Genomic DNA, 15,518 nt, shown 5'->3' on the forward strand with positions numbered 1-15,518 from the left:
ACTACCTTTCGTCGACTGGATCCGCACGACGGCTACGACGGCAGACCGGCGAGGTGCCGCTCCGCGTCCGGCTCGTCGGCGGTGGTGAGCTGGTCCACGAGGTCGTCGAGCAGCAGCGCGCCAACGAGGTAGTGGTAGGCGGCCAGCTCGACCGGCGTGACCGGCTGTCCGTCGGCGCCGCGCCGGAGCTTGTCGTCGGAGAGCCGGCACGCGGCCTCCGACAGCACGTGCAGGTCGTGGGTGAGCAGCAGCCGGGTGCGCCACCCCGGATCGTCGAGCAGGCCGCGCATAGCGGGCAGCTGGGTGAGGAAGGGCACGAAGGCGAGAACAGCGTCCCGGTACGGGTGCTCACCGCTGTCGCGCAGGCAGGCCTGGTACGACTGAGGCGTCCCGCCGAGCGACCGCACCACGCAGCCACGCCGTAGGGCGGGGTCCCACACGGAGAGGCTGAACAACGCCTTGGCGATGTCATAGATCGGATCCAGCGGTGCGGTCGAGCCGCGGGGATCGATCAGCCGGAAGTCTCGGCCGTCGGGGGCGACCAACACGTTGCGGGTGTTGGTGTCGCCGTGTGCGGGAAAGCCGAGCCGCCGGGGCGCGAGCCGAGCGAGCCGGTCGGCCTCCCGGTCGCGCAGCTCGGTCAGTACGCGGATCGGCGAACGGCAGCGGCGGCCGTTGACGATCAGCACCTCCGCGCCGGTCAGCTCCGGCAAGGCTCGCCGCAGTAACGGCAGCCGGCGGAAGAAGCGCTCGATGACCACCTGATTCAGGTAGTCCGCCGGTGCCGGTGCCGTCGCCGCGGCGTAACCGTGCTCGAGGAGCTCGGTGGCCACCATGCGGTAGGTCTCGAAGAAGGCGCCGTTGTCGCCGGCGCGCAGCGGCGCGGCAAGGTCCCGCGACGGAAAATACGGCGTGACCTGTGCCGCCCACTCGGGTCCGTGCACGCTGGCGGCGATCGGCTGATACCGCATGCCCAGCCGCGGCGCCTGCCGGCGGGCCAGGTCGATCTGCGACTCCTTCATCCGGAACGAGGCGAGGTCGTGGCCGTCGACGGTTTCGGGTCGCGCCGCCACGACCTTCAACACCATCGGCGTGCCGTCCGACCGGCGCGCATGGTAGACCCGGGCCGACGAGCCGCCCTCCAGGATCTCCGCGCCGACGGAGACGCCGAACCACTGCGCGGCGGTGTCGCGGCACGCCTCCGGCGCGTCGACGGTCACCACCGGATGCTCGCCAGGATGAGTTCGTGGAGGCGGGACGTGGACGCGGCGATGCAGGACTGTTGGTTGAGTGGGCCGATGTCCAGCAGCACCGTGTCATGCAGGGACTTGCCGTAGGCGTCGGTCACCACCACACCGGCCCGTTCGGCGATGAAGACGGCGGCCGCGATGTCGTACGGGAAGAGGTGCAGGATGTTGCCGTGCCCGACCCGGCGGAACTCGGTCTCCGACTCCGGGCGGTCGCGCAGGATGCGGTTGCCGATGTCGACGTACGCGTCCATCTGCCCGGTCACGATGCGGGAGAGCGAGAACGACGCTGAGTTGAAGACGTAGACCGCGCCGCGGTTGGCGGAGGCGTCGATGAGGTGCCCGTACGCGTCAACCATCATCCGGGCAGGATGCCCGTTGAATTCCAGCGACCAGAACATCCGCTCCAACTCGCTGGTGTCGCTCAACCGCGGCACCGGATCGGGGTACCCGCCGGACTCAACGGCGGTGCCGTTCTCGTCGGCGTACAACCAGTTGCCGCTCTTGACCTCGACGAGCACCGCGTGCGTGATGTCGCCGATGGTCGGAGTGCCGGGGTACGGCGCCGCGGCGATGGACACACACGCCATCTCCAGGTCGGCCGCCGCGGCGCGGGTGCCGTCGATCGGATCGATGATCAGCACATGCCGCGGCTCGTCCCCGATCACTGTCAGACCGGCGCTCTCGGTGTAGCAGGCGACCGGCTGTCCCGCGCGCCGCAGGAAGTCGGCGGCGGCCTGCTCGGCGACGACGTCGACGGGGAACTCCGCGTCACCACCCTGTGCCGCACCGCTCACGTAGTGTCGGCCGACTCTGCTGCGGCTGGCTACGACGGTGTCTCTGATGTGCTGCGCCAAACCCAGCAGCAGTTCACGCATGACGTTCACCGCACCGAGAGGAAGAGTTGGGTGAGGCGGTCGCACATCTCGTCGGCCTCGGCAAAGCTGATGATCAACGCGGGTCGGACCTTTAGCACGTTGCCGTACCCGTAGAGGGATGTGCGCAGCAGCAGCCCGTGCGCCATGCCCTCCTCGGCGAGGTGGTTGGTCAGTTTTGAGTCCGGCCGGCCGTCCGCGTCGGTGATCTCCATGCCCAGCATCAGGCCCAGCCCGCGTACCTCGCGGACGAAGCCGACCTTGGCCGCCAGATCCTCCAACCGGGCCCGGATGTGCGCGCCCACCGCGCGGACATGCTCCAGGAAGCCGGGTCGGCGGATGATCTGCAGCGTCCGCGCGGCCGCCGTCGCGGCCAGCACGTTACCGCCGAAGGTGGAGTTGATGTGATGGGCGGTGAGGCCGGAGAACCGCTCCTCGGTCAGGATCCCGGCGATCGGCATGCCCGATCCGCCGAGCCCTTTGCCGAAGGTCAGCATGTGTGGCGAGACGCCGAAGTGATCGGCCGCGAACATGTGACCGGTTCGACCGAAGCCGGTCTGGATCTCGTCGAAGATCAGCGCGATGCCGCGCTCGTCACAGAGCCGGCGCAGCACCTGGAGGTATCCGTCCGGCACCACGATGTTGCCGCCGTTGCCGGAGATCGGCTCGACGATGATCGCCGCCACCTTGCCGGAACTGGCGTAGTCGATGAAGTCGCTGATCCGCTCGGCGCACAGGAGGTTGCAGCTCGGATACTCCTGCTTGTAGAAGCAGCGGAGGCAGTACGGGTCCGGCACGTGCACCACGCCGGGCAGTTGGAAGGTGAACGGTGCCCGCCGGAACGCCGCGCCGGAGGCCGCTGTCATGGCAATGGTCTGTCCGAGGTGGCCGCGGAAGAGGCTGACCACGTCCGACTTGCCGGTCACGTGCTGTGCGATCTTGATCGCGCCCTCGTTGGCGTCCGAGCCGCTGGCCGACTTCAGGTGCACCTTCGCCAGCCCGGGCGGCGCCACCTCGGTCAGGCCGCGTACCAGGTCGTTCAACGCGTCGGTCTGGAACTTGGACGTGACGTGGATCAGGTTCGGCGCCTGTTCCTGGATCACCTGGACGATCTCCGGATGGGAGTAGCCGAGGGACAGGTTGAAGGTGCCCGCAGAGCAGTCGAGGAAGCGTTGCCCATCGTCGGTGTATGCCCACACGCCCTCACCGCGGACGAACTTGAGCCGGTCCGGGCGGTAGTAATAGCCCGACAGAGGGTCGTCGCCACCGAGCATGCTGGTCGGTTCCGCGTGGATGGTCATGTTTCCTCCGTCATGGGTCAGACGAGTATTTCCAGCACCCGCGTGAGGCGGAGCTGTTCGAACGACTCGAATCGCAGGTCCGCCGCGCTCAGGTCGAGCGACGAGGTGACCGGGTTGGGCACCGCGACGCACCTGATCCCGGCCGCCTTGGCGGCGTGCACGCCGCTCGGCGTGTCCTCGAAGGCGATCGCCTCCTCGGCCGCGACACCGAGGTCGTGGAGCGCCGCCAGGTAAAGCGCCGGTTCCGGCTTGGCGAGGCGTCGGTCGGCGTCGGCGCACCGGATCGTGCGCCAGCCGTCAGCGACGCCGCACTGCCGGCTGTAGCGCTCCACCCAGGCGCGCGGGCTGTTGCTGACGATCCCGCGCGGCAGGCCGAGCGCGTCCACCTCGGCGAGCATGTGCGGCACACCGGGCCGTGCCTGAATGGTCACCAGCAGTTGGTCGAGCCGGCGTTCGAGCCGCCGGTCCAGCGTCGCCCGGTCGATCGGCCCGCTGGTGAGGAGGTCGAGATGACTCCAGATGTCGGCGCCGATCCGGCCGACGGCCCGGGTCCACAGGTCGTGGCCGAGCGACGCACCGGCCTCGGCGAAGATCTCGGCGTGCGCCTGGAAGATGAGCCCCTCCGGGTCCCACAGCGTGCCGTCGAAGTCGAAGAAGACCGCTCGGGCACGGGTGCGGTGCGCTCGACGCTCCCGGGTGAGTAGTGCCACGCGGCTGGCTCCTTCTGTGTCTGCGGCGATCGCAGCGGTCGGCTGTCCAGGGCAGACAACCACCCCGGTCTGGCATCGGCCTGGCAGCGGGCTGGTTGCGCTGTCAGCCCGGTGCCAGGGGGGTCGTCGAGGGTGGGTGCCACGACGGTGGTGCCACGACGTGAGGAGTCAGCAATGCGGGTGGCAGTGATCGGCCATGTGGAATGGACGACGATCGCCGAGCTCGGCCGGGTGCCGCACCGCGGCGAGGTCGTGCACGCGGCCGTCACCTGGGAGGGACCGGCCGGCGGCGGCGCGGTCGCTGCGGTGCGGATGGCCGAGCTCACCGGCGGATGCGTCTTCTTCACCGCGCTCGGCGACGACGAGGCGGGCGAACGATCACGGTCGGCGCTGAAGGGCCGCGGCGTCGAGGTGCTGGCCGTGACCCGGACCGCGCCCACCCGTACGGCGGTCAGCCTCGTGGACGCGACGCGGGAGCGGACGACGGTGACGCTCGGGCCCCGGTTGCACCCTGAGGCGCAGGACCCGCTTCCCTGGGACGACCTGGCCGGATTCGACGCGGTCTTCTTTGCAGCGGGAGCGCCGGGCGTGCTCCGATCGGCCCGCGCCGCCCGGTCCCTTGTGGTGACCACTCGCGAGCTGGAGACGGTGGCCGCGGCCGGGGTCCGGCCCGACGCGATGGTCGGCAGCGCCCGCGACGGCGCCGAACGGTACCGGCCCGAGCTGCTGGCGGAGACGCCCGGGCTGGTGGTGGTGACGGACGGCGCGCATGGCGGCACCTTCACCCTGGCAGGTGAGCCGCCCGACGTCTATCCGCCGGTGCGGGTCGACGGGCCACTCCTGGACACCTACGGCGTTGGAGACACCTTCGCCGCGGCCCTCACCGTCGGCCTCGGCGCGAACCTCGACGTACCGGCGGCGTTGGAATTGGCCGCTCGCTGCGGTTCCGCCTGTCTCACCGGCACTGGGCCGTACGGCGCGGGCACGTCGGTGGCCGCCCTCCGGATGCGAGGATGAGTCCCGCCGGCGCCGGCCGGTCAGGCCACGGCGTAGTCACCGAAGCGGCGCGTGGGCGCGGCCGTGAGGTGTCGCTCGATCAGAGTCGTCAGCCGCCGGTCCTCCGCGTCGAGGCCGCCGTCGGCCGCGGCCCGAGCGGCGTACGGCAGGCAGTAGCGCTCCTGTTCGTACCACCGCGCCGCCGCCCCTCGGTCGGACGGCGACGGAGCCGGCCAGCCGGAATGGACGCCGTGGGGGGCGAGCATTCGGTCGGCCTGCTCGGCCGAGCGCAGGTACCACCGCACCAGCCGCTCGCACGCCTGCGTCCGAACGACGGCCGGGCGTCGCCACGCCAGCTCGGTGGCGCGGAGCCGCGGCAGTTCACGCAGCCCGTAGCGGCCCACCGGGTCGAGCTCCACCAGGTGCAGGTCGACCAGCAGGTCCAGCGCAGCCTCGGTGTCCTGGACACTCGCCCCGGCCAGGGCGCCGCAGGCGTCCGGGCCGAGGTCCGGCATCGCGACGGTCCCGAGCAGCGCGAAGAGGGTGCCCGGGTCGACCGGGCCGCCGCTGGGCAGGCGCGCCAGGCTGGCGTCGATCCGTGTGGCGACCCCGTCGTTGCCCGACCGGAGCTCGGTCAGGCGTTGCGATTCGTCGCGCAACCGCCGAGCGAGGGTGGCGATCCGACGGCCCGGATGACCGGTGATCCGCGCGCCGACCAGCCGCAGTGCGAGGGGGAGCCCGTCGCACGCCGCCACCACGGCGGCGGCGTCGCGCTGCTCCGCGTGCACCCGGTCCCGGCCCACGAGCCGCGTGAACAGGGCGCGGGACTCCTCGGGGTGCAGCGCGTCCAAGGCGAAATGGTGATCCCCGGGAACCCGGGTCAGCCGGCTCCGGGCGGTCACGATCACCGCGCACGTGCCGGCGCCGGGCAGCAGAGCACGGACCTGATCGGCGTCGGCGGCGTCATCGAGCAGGAGCAGGACCTGACGGCCGGCCAGCGCGCTCCGCAGCAGTGCGGCACATTCGTCCACCGCTTCGGGTACCGCGGACGCCGGTACGCCGACGGCACGCAGGAACCGGGCCAGCGCCTCACCCGTACCCAGCGGTCGGTCGCTGCTGCCGCCGAGGTCCACGAACAGTTGCCCGCCACCGAAGGCGCGACGCACCAGGTGCGCGACGCGCAGGGCGAGCGCGGTCTTGCCGGTGCCGGCCGCACCGGTGATCGTCACGACGGTGACCGTCTCCCGTCGCGCGCCGGCCGTCACCAGGGCGCGCAGTTCGGCGGCGGTGGACTCCCGGCCGGTGAAGTCGGGCAGGTCGGCGGGGAGCTGCGCCGGCGTCGGGGCGCGGGCCGGTGCCCGTACGAGGTCCCAGTCGCGGTCGGAATCCGACCACGAACCCAAGATCGCGTCGAGTCGGCTCTTGAGTTCCGGACCGGGCCCGAGGCCGATCTGACCGATCAGGTTGTGCCGGGCGGACTCGTAGACGACCACCGCCTCGGCCGGCCGACCGGCCTGCGACAGCGCGTGCATCATCTGCTCGGTGAACGGCTCACGCAGCGGGTGCTCGGCCACCAGCCCTCGCAGCCGCGCGATCACCTCGTCATGACGGCCCAGGCGAAGCTCAGCCTCGTTCTGCCACTCCCGGACGGTCAGCCACTGCTCGCGCAGCCGCTCGGCCTCGTCGCAGCGCAGCGCCTCGGCCGGCACGTCGGCGTACGGCTCACCCCGCCAGAGGCGCGCCGCGCCGGCGAACTCGGCGGCCGCGTCGGCCCAGCGCTGCTCGTCAAGAGCCCGCTTGCCGGCCGCCCGGTGCTGGTGGAACAGCCCGACGTCGACCTCCTCGGGGGCGACGGTCAGCAGGTAGCCGCCGGTGTTGGTGCGGATTCGCGCGCCCAGCGCAGAGCCGAGCGTGCGCCGCAGCCGCATCACGTAGCTGTAGACGGTGGAGGTGGCCCCGCTGGTCTGGCGTCCGTTCCAGAGCAGGTCGGCCAACTGGTCGATGGTGACCACGGTGTTGGCAGAGCGCAGCAGCGCGGCGAGCACGACCCGCTGGCGGGCCGAGGCCATGGCAATCTCCCCATGCGCGTGCCGGACCGCCATCTGTCCCAGAACGCCGAAGGTCGGCGACGGGATATCGGTCATGGTGCGGCCCCTGTCTCAATCGGAAGATTTGCGGGCCAGGTGATTTCCGCCGTCCCTGCACGGAACCTGTTGCATGGTATTCCGCCGGAGAACGCCGGCAAGTCAACGCGGTAAATGGTCAACGATGAGATCCACGAAATGGAGATCCGGAATTGAACACGATAGGCGTGGATGTTGGCGGGACCAAGATGGTCGCGGGCGTGGTCGACGCGGCCGGGCGTGTCGTGGCCCGCCGAACTGACCGCACTCCGGTGGAGACAGCCGACGTTCTTCCGGCGATGTGCCGCCTGATTCGTACGGTGCGCGGGGAGCACGAGATCGGTGCGGTCGGCGTCGGTGCCGCCGGTTTCGTCGACTTGCACGGCGCCACTGTCCTCTTCGCCAAGCACATCGGCTGGGCCGGGGAGCCGGTGCGGGAGACCCTGGCAGGAGTCCTCGGCCTTCCCGTGGTGGTGGAGAACGACGCCAACGCCGCGGCGTGGGGCGAGGCGCGCCACGGCGCGGGGCAGGGCGAGAGCAGCCTGGTGTGCGTGACCATCGGCACCGGGATCGGCGGCGGGCTGATCGTGGACGGGAAACTGTTCCGGGGCGGCCACGGGGTAGCCGCCGAACTGGGCCACCTGTGCGTGGTGCCGGACGGGCACCGCTGCGGGTGTGGCGCCTTCGGCTGCTGGGAGATGTACGGGTCCGGCGGAGCCCTGGTACGGGAGGGGCGTCGGCGCGGGGCGGTGGCGGCCGCAGGCGCGGACGCCCTCGCCGGTTCCGCCATCAGCCGGGCCGGACGCGCCGGGGATCCCGTCGCGCTCGATGTGCTGGCCTGGCTGGCGGACTGGATCGGGCGGGGCCTGGCTGGGCTGGCCGCCGTGCTCGACCCGCCCTGCTTCGTGCTCGGCGGCGGCGTTGTCGCCGAGGCGGGCGACCTGCTGCTTGAGCCGATTCGCACGTCCTTCCGCCGGCACCTGACCGGAGCCGAGCACCGGCCCGCGGCGCGGGTGGTGCCGGCGGCGCTTGGCCACGACGCCGGGCTGATCGGCGCCGCGGACCTGGCGCGCGCGGCCGCCGCTCGGATCACGGCGCGGAGTGTTTCTAGTGCACCAACGGGCCGGCGGCTCTAGGCGTGCTGTCCACGGAGGTTGATCGACGTGGTGTGACGACGTGCTCTGATGTCTGTCGGCCCGGCCGCCCGCGGTCACCGTGCCCGGGTGGATCTGACCCCCGTGCGGCCCTGCGGTGTGGTCTGCTGGCGTGCGTGCTCCTAGTGACAAACCGCGTACCGGGCGACGACCGGGTCATCGACTGGTTTCGACCTGAGAGCGCATTGCTGAGAGAACGTGTGGATACTGAGGGCGGCGTCGACCGCGAAGCCGATAACGTGGCGCCGGACACGAGGGCGGTTCTCAAAAGTGGATAAGTCCCGCGGGTCGGGTGCGCTGATCGCCCATTATCTGTGGCCTTATCGCGGCCGGGGGCTGTTCCTCGCCGTCCTGGTGATCGCCGACATCGCGATGCTCACGGCCAATCCGCTGATCGCCGCGCATTTCGTCAACGAAGCCGGGGCGGGAGCATCCGCGCAGGAGCTCCTCCGAATCGCCGTCGGGTTCCTGATCATCGCGTTGGCGAATCTGGCCGTCACCCTGATCTCCGGATGGCTGGCCGTGGGGCTGGCGCAGCACTCCACCAACGACCTTCGGATCGATCTGGTGGATCACGTCCTCCAGTTGGATCATGCCTTCCTGTCTCGCACACCCAGCGGTGACCTGCTGGAACGCATCGACGGCGATACCACGACGCTGGAGCAGTACCTGTCCTCGTTCATCTTCGACATGCTCGCGGCCTCACTGCTGACCATCAGCGTGGTGACGGTGGCGGTGATCAGCGACTGGCGGCTGGGCGGCGCGCTCGCGGTCAGCGCGGCGATCGCCTTCGTCATCGTGGTACGCGCGCAGGCCGTCGCACGTCCGTGGCTGCGCGCCGAACGCCGGGCTCGCTCGCAGCTCTCCGGCTTCATCTTCGAACGGCTCTCCCGACGAGAGGACATCCGCGCGGCTTCCGCCGAGAACTACACGCTCGACCGACTCGCCGAGCCGCTCACCGGCCTGCGTACGGCGATGGCCCGGGCCGGGGCGGGCCTGCGAGTCTCTTCCAGCGGGCTGGAACTCGGCGTGGCGATCGCCTCCGCGGCGGTCCTGGCGCTGGGCGGGTTCCTACTGGCCGGTGAGGACGTCGCGCTCGGCACGGTGTTCCTCGCCTATCAGTACATCGGAGTGCTGAGCCTCGCGCTCTACCGGGTCAGCCAGCGGCTCTCCGACCTGGCCGCGGCCTCGGGCAGTCTGAATCGCATCGCCGGCCTGCTCGCCCTGCCGGTCGCGGAGACGTCCGGTCCGCTCCGTGCCGCACCCGGCGCCGAGGTCGAGTTCCGCGATGTCAGCCTCAGCTACGACGGCGTCACCGTGGTGCTGCGGGAGGTGAGCTTCCGGGTGCCCGCCGGTGGGTCGCTGGCGCTGATCGGCCGCAGCGGGAGCGGCAAGAGCACGGCGTCCGGACTGATCTGGCGGGCGTACGACCCGGATGGGGGGACGGTGACCCTCGGCGGCGTCGCGACCACCGACCTGCCGGTTCGGACGGTCCGCGCCGCGGTGGGTGTCGTCACCCAGGAGACCTACCTGTTCCACGCCAGCCTGCGCGACAACGTCGCGGTCTTCGACCCGACCATCGAGGACGCGGCGATCTCGGACGCGCTCCGGGCGGTGGGGCTGTCGAGTTGGTTGGCCGCCCTGCCGGCCGGGCTGAACACGGTCATCACGGGTGACGGGTCGAGCCTGTCCATCGGCGAGCGGCACCTGCTGTCCATGGCTCGGGTGCTGGTGCGCGATCCGCGCATCGTGGTGATGGACGAGGTGACCTCGCACCTGGACCCGTCCACCGAGCAGGTGGTGCACGACGCCATGGCCCGGTTGATGACCGGTCGGACGACGGTGCTCGTCACCCACCGTGGTCAGGCTCTGGACTTGGTCGACCAGGTGGTCGTGCTGGAAGCCGGGGCGGTCACCTGGCAGGGACCGCGGAACGAAGTGCCGGCCCCCATCGCGTCATCGCTGCTGAAGGGCGCCGTCTGATGGCCATCCTGCGGTTGCTGTTCGCGGCGTTCCGCGTACATCCGAGGGCGTTCGCCCTCAATCTGGCCCTGCAACTCGGCCGCATGCTGATCCCGCTGGCGCCTCCGTTGCTGGTCAAGGCGATCTTTGCGCGCTATGAGGCCGGGGTCACGCTCACCACAGTCACCTGGGGGCTCATTCTGGGCATCCTCGGCATCTCCGTGATACGCATCGTGACGGTGGTCGTCGCGACCGCGGCGGACGGACAGTGCAAGGCGCTGATCATCGACGGTCTGACGCGCAGCGCCTTCCGCTCGGTCCTGCGCGAGCCGGCCGCCACTCCGCTGAGTCGGCCGCTCGGCGACGTGGTGAACCGGCTCAGCGCGGACACTCTCCGAGTGTCCGACCAGGCCGTGTCCGCCCTGCAGACCGCCGGCACCGCAGTGATGGGGTTCGTGGCGCTGTCGTTGATGATCGCGCTCGACTGGCGGTTGAGCCTCGCGGTCGTGGTGCCGGTCGCGGTCTGCGGCGGGGTGGTCTGGCTGTCCCGTTCCCGGGCCGGCGTCGCGTACCAAGCCGAGCGGAATGCCGCCGGCGAGGTCAGCCAGCAGATCAGCGACATGACCAGCGGGGCGGTCGCGATCCAGCTGGCCGGGACACGTGGGGAGGCGCTGCGGTTACTACGGGAGTCGTGCGAGCGGCGGCGCCGGGCGACCACCCGGTCGCGGATGTACTTCGAGGTGCTGCTGGGTTCGACGCTGGCCAACATCAGCGCGATCGGCGTGGGGCTGTTGCTGCTCATCGGAGCGGGCCAGGTCGGTACGGTCGCCACGGCCGCCGATCTGGCGTTGTTCATGGCCTACCTGCACTCGGTGGTGGCTTTCGTCGCGATGTTCGGTGGCCACCTGGCCGCGTACCGGATGTCGGAGGTGTCGGCGACCCGGCTGGATGCCGTCGTCCCGGGAACGGTGGACGGGTACGCGTCGGCCGGCGAGGCCGCCGTTCCGGCCACCGACGTGGCTGCGGCCGGCGGCTTCCGGGACCTTCGGGTCGAGCACCTCACGTTCATCCACGCGGAGAGCGGCCACGGAATCCGGGACGTGAGCTTCACCCTGCGGCGCGGCCAGCTCATGGTGGTGATCGGGACGGTGGGCGCGGGCAAGACGACGCTGCTGCGCGCGCTTCTCGGGCACCTGCCGCGGCAGGGCGGCCGGGTGCTGGTCAACGGCGAGGAGCAGGACGTGCTGCAGCTGCCGAACTTCGCGTACACGCCGCAACGACCCGGCCTGGTCTCCGACTCGGTGCGGGAGAACATCCTCGCCGGTGCGGAGGATGCACCCGAGCGGGTGGACGGTGCGGTGTGGGCGAGTGCGCTGGAACTTGACGTGGCGCGCATGCCGGCGGGGGTCGACACCGTCGTGGGCCCCGAGACCGGCCTGTCCGGAGGCCAGGTTCAGCGCGTCGGGCTGGCGCGCATGCTCGCGCAGGGTGCGGACGTTCAGGTCGTCGACGACCCGTCGAGTTCACTCGACGGTCGCACCGAGCGTGAGGTGTGGAACCGGATGTTGGGCCGACCGGACACCACCTGCATCGCGGTGACGCACCAGCGGTGGATTCTGGACCGCGCCGACCTGGTGCTGGCCCTGAACCACGGCACCGTCGAGGCGCTTGGCCCCTGGCGCGAGGTGCGCCGCACGTCAGCGGTGGCCCAACGGCTCTTCGCCCGCACTGGGCGGGCCCGCAGCGGCCCGGTCCGTGCGGATCAGGACCGGGCCGGTGAACCTCGGCGCTCCTGGCTACCCGCCGGGCCGCGCCGACGCGGTTGATTCGGTACGTCCGGTAGCGGTCCGTTGCTCAGCGACCCAGTACCTCTTCGTAGGCCACCAGGTGGTCCGGCATGCCCACAGCGGAGTCGTACTGCTGTGCCGTCTTCGCCCCACCGGTGCGCAGCTGCTCGACGAGCAGCGGCTCGGTCAACGCCCGGGTGAGTTGCCGGGCGAGTGACCGGGGATCCTTGGCGGTCCACAGCAGGGCGTTCTGCTCGTGTACGCAGAACTCGTCGAAACCAGTAACGTCGGTGGCGATCAGGCAGGTGCCGGAGGCGAGCGCCTCCAACGCGGACAATCCCAGCCCCTCGCGCCAGCTGGGCTGAACGACGATGTCGGCCGCCGCGTAGACGTCCGGCATCTCGTGGTAGGGCGTGTCGAAGATCAGCTTGATGCGGTCCTGGAGCCCGTGGTCGTCGATGAAGGTGGTCATCTCCTCGATGTAGCCGGGCGTACCACAGTTGGCGGAGCCGAGCAGTCGCAGCTCCAGGTCGAAGCCTTCGGTACGGCACTGGTGCACGGCCTTGAGCAGCTCCATCTGGCCCTTGTACCGGGCGAACCGGCTCGGGCAGATGAGGAGGGGGATACCGGGCGTGGCCTGCAGTGCTTTCCGTCCCCTTTCGCGGTCGCCGGAGGCGAATCTCGCCACGTCGATGCCTTGTCGGACCGGGCGGACGCGGCCCTGCGGGGACAGCCGGCGGACCACTCCCTCGTAGTGCCGACTGGTGGGCATGAAGCAGTCGATGGTGTTCAGTCCGTGGACGAACCTGCCTCGGGCGGCACCCGCCGGGGTTTCCAGCGCCGACATCTCGAAGAACGACGTCACGAGCTTCGCGTCGAGCTGGTCGTCGGCCAACGCCATGGAGGCCATCAGCGCTGTGCCGTGCGAGAAGACATGGACGATGTCCACCGGATGGTCCGTGAGGAAGGTGTGCAACTGCTGCCCGAGCCGGAACATCTGATGTTCCCAGACCAGCCGGTGACCGTCGTAGGAATTGTCCGGCACGAAGACCGATCCACCGGACGCGCGAACCGCGGATGCGATGGCGTCGGTCGTTTCGTTACCACAGACGAGGTGCGCCTGCACGCCCAGGCCGACCATTCCGTAGAGCAGATTCTGGACGCTTACCTCGCCACCACCTGTGACCGGAGGCATCGCTGCGGATACATAGCACACCCTCAGTTTCTCGTTCATTGCTCGCCTTTCTCGGCAGCGGCCTGATGACTGGAACGCAAGGAGATGAATCTGCGTCGGGCCGGTTGGGAAGGTAGCCGCCGGACTGCATTCTGCATCGGCTGGCATGTCGTGCGGACCGCTCCACTGTAGCCTTCGCCAGAAGCATTTCAGCGGCCCTGGTACGGGCGATCACATTGTTGCCCACTTATGTCGCAAACCGCATCCCTCCGAGCCGGAAAGGCATCCCATGCCTGATCAGGTCTTCAACATCGGCGTCGTCGGCGCCGGCCTCGTCGCTCAGACCGCCCACCTGGCGGGGGTGCGAAAATCCACGTCCGCAGAGCTCTACGCGATCTGCGACGCGGCGGAGGATCTGCTGCGCCGCGTGGCGGACATCCACCGGCCGGTCACCACCTTCGCCGATTACGACGCGATGCTGGCCGACGACAAGGTCGACGCCGTCATCGTCGCCGTCGCGGACGAGTTTCACGCCGCACTCACGGTCCGGGCGTTGGAGGCCGGCAAGCACGTCATCGTGGAGAAGCCGATGGCGACGACAGTGGAGGACGCGGAGGCGATGGCCGAGGCGGCCCGCCGCAACGATCGGATCGTCCTGGTCGGCCACGAGAAGCGTTACGACCCCGGTGTCGCCTTCGCGCGGGACTTCATTCGCGACGAGATCGGCGAACTCATCGCGCTGAAGCACTGGTACGGCGACTCCGCCTACCGCTACCAGATGACCGACACGCTGCAGCCGGTCATCGAGTCGAGCACGGCCTCGGTTCGCCCTCTCGGCGACCCGAAGGGTGATCGACAGCGGTATCTCGTGCTGGCACACGGCTCACACCTGTTCGACACGGCGCGCTACCTGGGCGGTCCGATCGACAGTGTGCGCGCCCGCCTGTCGACTAGGGCCGGATCACACTGCTGGTTCGCCGAGGTCGCCTTCGCCAACGGCTGTCTCGGCCATCTGGACCTCACCGTCGCGGTCCGGATGGACTGGTGGGAGGGCTTCCAGGTGTACGGGGCCGAGGGCAGCGTGGTCGGCAGGGTCTTCCACCCGTGGTATCGGCGCGCCGCCGAGGTGCAGGCATTCTCCACCCGGGACGCGCAGTTCCGGCAGCCGCTCGGTGCGGACGCTGAAGTCTTCCGACACCAGGTCGACGACCTCGTCTCGGCGGCCACCGCGGGAACGGCGCTACGCGGCGCCGACGCCGAGGACGGCCTGGCGTGCGTGCGGGGGATGGTTGCCATGACCCGATCGGTGCGGTCCGGCGAGTGGGTCAAGCTCGCTGACGTGAGCGGGGGTCAGTGACGCGGGCCGAGCTCCGCGTCGGCGGGGCGACGACCAACTCGGTCTCCGGGTCGTGGTCGAGGTGCGGCGGGCCGGCGACGACCATGGTGGCCCGGGCCCAGGGCTGTTCCCGCAGCATGAACGGGAGCTCCTCGCGCAGCCAGTTCGCTACGTGCTCCATCTGCTCGGGGGAGTCGCCGTCGCGGACGACCAGCAGGCGCTCCTGCTCGTCGAGGTCGCCCTGCAGGTACACCGAGGCGTCGAGCCACGGGGCGAGCTCCTCGCGGATGATACCGGTGCCCTCGATGTAGACGAAGTCGGTGTTGGCTGGGACGGTGATCGATCCGGGCCGGTCGCGGTCGATCCAGGGCTGCGGACGGAAGTCCACCGCCTCGCCGCGGTGCAGCGGGCGCAGGACGTTCTCGGCGAGCACGGTGCCCCAGTCGAAGTAGGCGTGGTGCCAGGCCACGTCGTCGGTGTGCACGATGGAGGAGTTCGGCACCGCCTCGCGCAGCCGCTCGGCCAGGGTCGTCTTACCGGCGCCGCCACGACCGTCGATCGCGATCACCCGAGGACGCCCGGTGACGCCGGGTGATGCGTCGCGTAGCTGCTGGATGGCGTCGAGGACCCGCACTGCCCGCCAGCCCACCGCCTCCGTCTCGCCTGGATGTAGTCGCATCGACAACCCTCTCCCGGAAAGGTGGTGGCACGGGACCGGCTGGGCGCCAGTCGCCCCAGCCTATCGACGCACGGGTCTGCGGACACCTCCATGCCGTGGCGGCGGCGCTCGGCGTACCGGCGCTGTCGCGTTGGAACTAGTACTGCAACGGCAGTAGGCGAATCGAGTTCGGCT

12 protein-coding genes are annotated in these 15,518 nt (G+C 70.3%); 5 read left to right on the top strand and 7 right to left on the bottom strand.

The genetic code is table 11. The features are described from left to right. Positions 1-32: 32 nt before the first annotated feature. Genes KBX34_RS07200 through KBX34_RS07215 form a run of 4 tightly spaced genes read right to left on the bottom strand, consistent with a single transcriptional unit; the run spans position 33 to position 4,133 of the window. Complete coding sequence (locus KBX34_RS07200; RefSeq protein WP_210923967.1) at positions 33-1,220, bottom strand: phosphotransferase; 1,188 nt, start codon at positions 1,218-1,220, stop codon at positions 33-35. After that, positions 1,217-2,125: an inositol monophosphatase family protein gene (locus KBX34_RS07205; protein WP_210923969.1), complete on the bottom strand. Its 909-nt coding sequence runs from the start codon at positions 2,123-2,125 to the stop codon at positions 1,217-1,219. The genes KBX34_RS07200 and KBX34_RS07205 overlap by 4 nt, the downstream gene beginning before the upstream one ends. Positions 2,126-2,130: 5 nt before the next feature. Beyond that, the gene (locus KBX34_RS07210; protein ID WP_210923970.1) at positions 2,131-3,423 is read right to left on the bottom strand and encodes an aspartate aminotransferase family protein; all 1,293 of its coding nucleotides are present in this window, start codon (positions 3,421-3,423) and stop codon (positions 2,131-2,133) included. 17 nt (positions 3,424-3,440) lie between these two features. Then, the gene (locus tag KBX34_RS07215) at positions 3,441-4,133 is read right to left on the bottom strand and encodes an HAD family phosphatase (RefSeq protein WP_210923972.1); all 693 of its coding nucleotides are present in this window, start codon (positions 4,131-4,133) and stop codon (positions 3,441-3,443) included. 174 nt (positions 4,134-4,307) lie between these two features. Between KBX34_RS07215 and KBX34_RS07220 the strand changes: the two genes are divergently transcribed. Next, entirely contained in the window at positions 4,308-5,150 is an 843-nt protein-coding gene (locus KBX34_RS07220) for a PfkB family carbohydrate kinase (RefSeq protein ID WP_210923974.1), read from the top strand. Between the two features lie 20 nt (positions 5,151-5,170). Here KBX34_RS07220 and KBX34_RS07225 read toward each other — a convergent pair whose 3' ends face one another. Then, positions 5,171-7,198 (bottom strand): BTAD domain-containing putative transcriptional regulator, encoded by a 2,028-nt coding sequence (locus tag KBX34_RS07225; protein ID WP_210923976.1) that lies wholly within the window; start codon positions 7,196-7,198, stop codon positions 5,171-5,173. A 242-nt stretch (positions 7,199-7,440) separates the two neighbouring features. Here KBX34_RS07225 and KBX34_RS07230 point away from each other — a divergent pair, with 242 nt between their 5' ends. From KBX34_RS07230 to KBX34_RS07240, 3 genes are all read left to right on the top strand, one after another. After that, the gene (locus tag KBX34_RS07230) at positions 7,441-8,388 is read left to right on the top strand and encodes an ROK family glucokinase (RefSeq protein WP_307871344.1); all 948 of its coding nucleotides are present in this window, start codon (positions 7,441-7,443) and stop codon (positions 8,386-8,388) included. 288 nt (positions 8,389-8,676) lie between these two features. After that, positions 8,677-10,389: an ABC transporter ATP-binding protein gene (locus tag KBX34_RS07235; RefSeq protein ID WP_210923978.1), complete on the top strand. Its 1,713-nt coding sequence runs from the start codon at positions 8,677-8,679 to the stop codon at positions 10,387-10,389. Beyond that, the gene (locus KBX34_RS07240) at positions 10,389-12,194 is read left to right on the top strand and encodes an ABC transporter ATP-binding protein (protein ID WP_210923980.1); all 1,806 of its coding nucleotides are present in this window, start codon (positions 10,389-10,391) and stop codon (positions 12,192-12,194) included. Before KBX34_RS07235 ends, KBX34_RS07240 begins: the two co-directional genes overlap by 1 nt. 28 nt (positions 12,195-12,222) lie before the next feature. On the opposite strand, the gene KBX34_RS07245 is transcribed toward KBX34_RS07240, so the two are convergent. After that, a complete protein-coding gene (locus KBX34_RS07245) occupies positions 12,223-13,350 on the bottom strand; it encodes a glycosyltransferase family 4 protein (RefSeq protein WP_210923982.1) in 1,128 nt (375 codons plus the stop codon). Positions 13,351-13,618: 268 nt separating this feature from the next. On the opposite strand from KBX34_RS07245, the gene KBX34_RS07250 reads away from it, so the two are divergent. Next, a complete protein-coding gene (locus tag KBX34_RS07250; protein WP_210923984.1) occupies positions 13,619-14,686 on the top strand; it encodes a Gfo/Idh/MocA family protein in 1,068 nt (355 codons plus the stop codon). Here KBX34_RS07250 and KBX34_RS07255 read toward each other — a convergent pair. Next, positions 14,655-15,344: a uridine kinase gene (locus KBX34_RS07255; protein WP_210923986.1), complete on the bottom strand. Its 690-nt coding sequence runs from the start codon at positions 15,342-15,344 to the stop codon at positions 14,655-14,657. The genes KBX34_RS07250 and KBX34_RS07255 overlap by 32 nt on opposite strands. Positions 15,345-15,518: the final 174 nt, after the last annotated feature.

The organism is Micromonospora sp. M61 (genome assembly GCF_018070245.1).
Classification (GTDB): Bacteria; Actinomycetota; Actinomycetes; order Mycobacteriales; family Micromonosporaceae; genus Micromonospora; species Micromonospora zamorensis.

Bases quoted from the DNA above. Each gene is read 5' to 3' on its own strand.
- KBX34_RS07255 (WP_210923986.1), bottom strand. From the start codon at position 15,344: ATGCGACTACATCCAGGCGAGACGGAGGCGGTGGGCTGGCGGGCAGTG.
- KBX34_RS07210 (WP_210923970.1), bottom strand. From the start codon at position 3,423: ATGACCATCCACGCGGAACCGACCAGCATGCTCGGTGGCGACGACCCT.
- KBX34_RS07245 (WP_210923982.1), bottom strand. From the start codon at position 13,350: ATGCCTCCGGTCACAGGTGGTGGCGAGGTAAGCGTCCAGAATCTGCTC.
- KBX34_RS07205 (WP_210923969.1), bottom strand. From the start codon at position 2,125: ATGCGTGAACTGCTGCTGGGTTTGGCGCAGCACATCAGAGACACCGTC.
- KBX34_RS07250 (WP_210923984.1), top strand. From the start codon at position 13,619: ATGCCTGATCAGGTCTTCAACATCGGCGTCGTCGGCGCCGGCCTCGTC.
- KBX34_RS07220 (WP_210923974.1), top strand. From the start codon at position 4,308: ATGCGGGTGGCAGTGATCGGCCATGTGGAATGGACGACGATCGCCGAG.
- KBX34_RS07225 (WP_210923976.1), bottom strand. From the start codon at position 7,198: ATGGCCTCGGCCCGCCAGCGGGTCGTGCTCGCCGCGCTGCTGCGCTCT.
- KBX34_RS07240 (WP_210923980.1), top strand. From the start codon at position 10,389: ATGGCCATCCTGCGGTTGCTGTTCGCGGCGTTCCGCGTACATCCGAGG.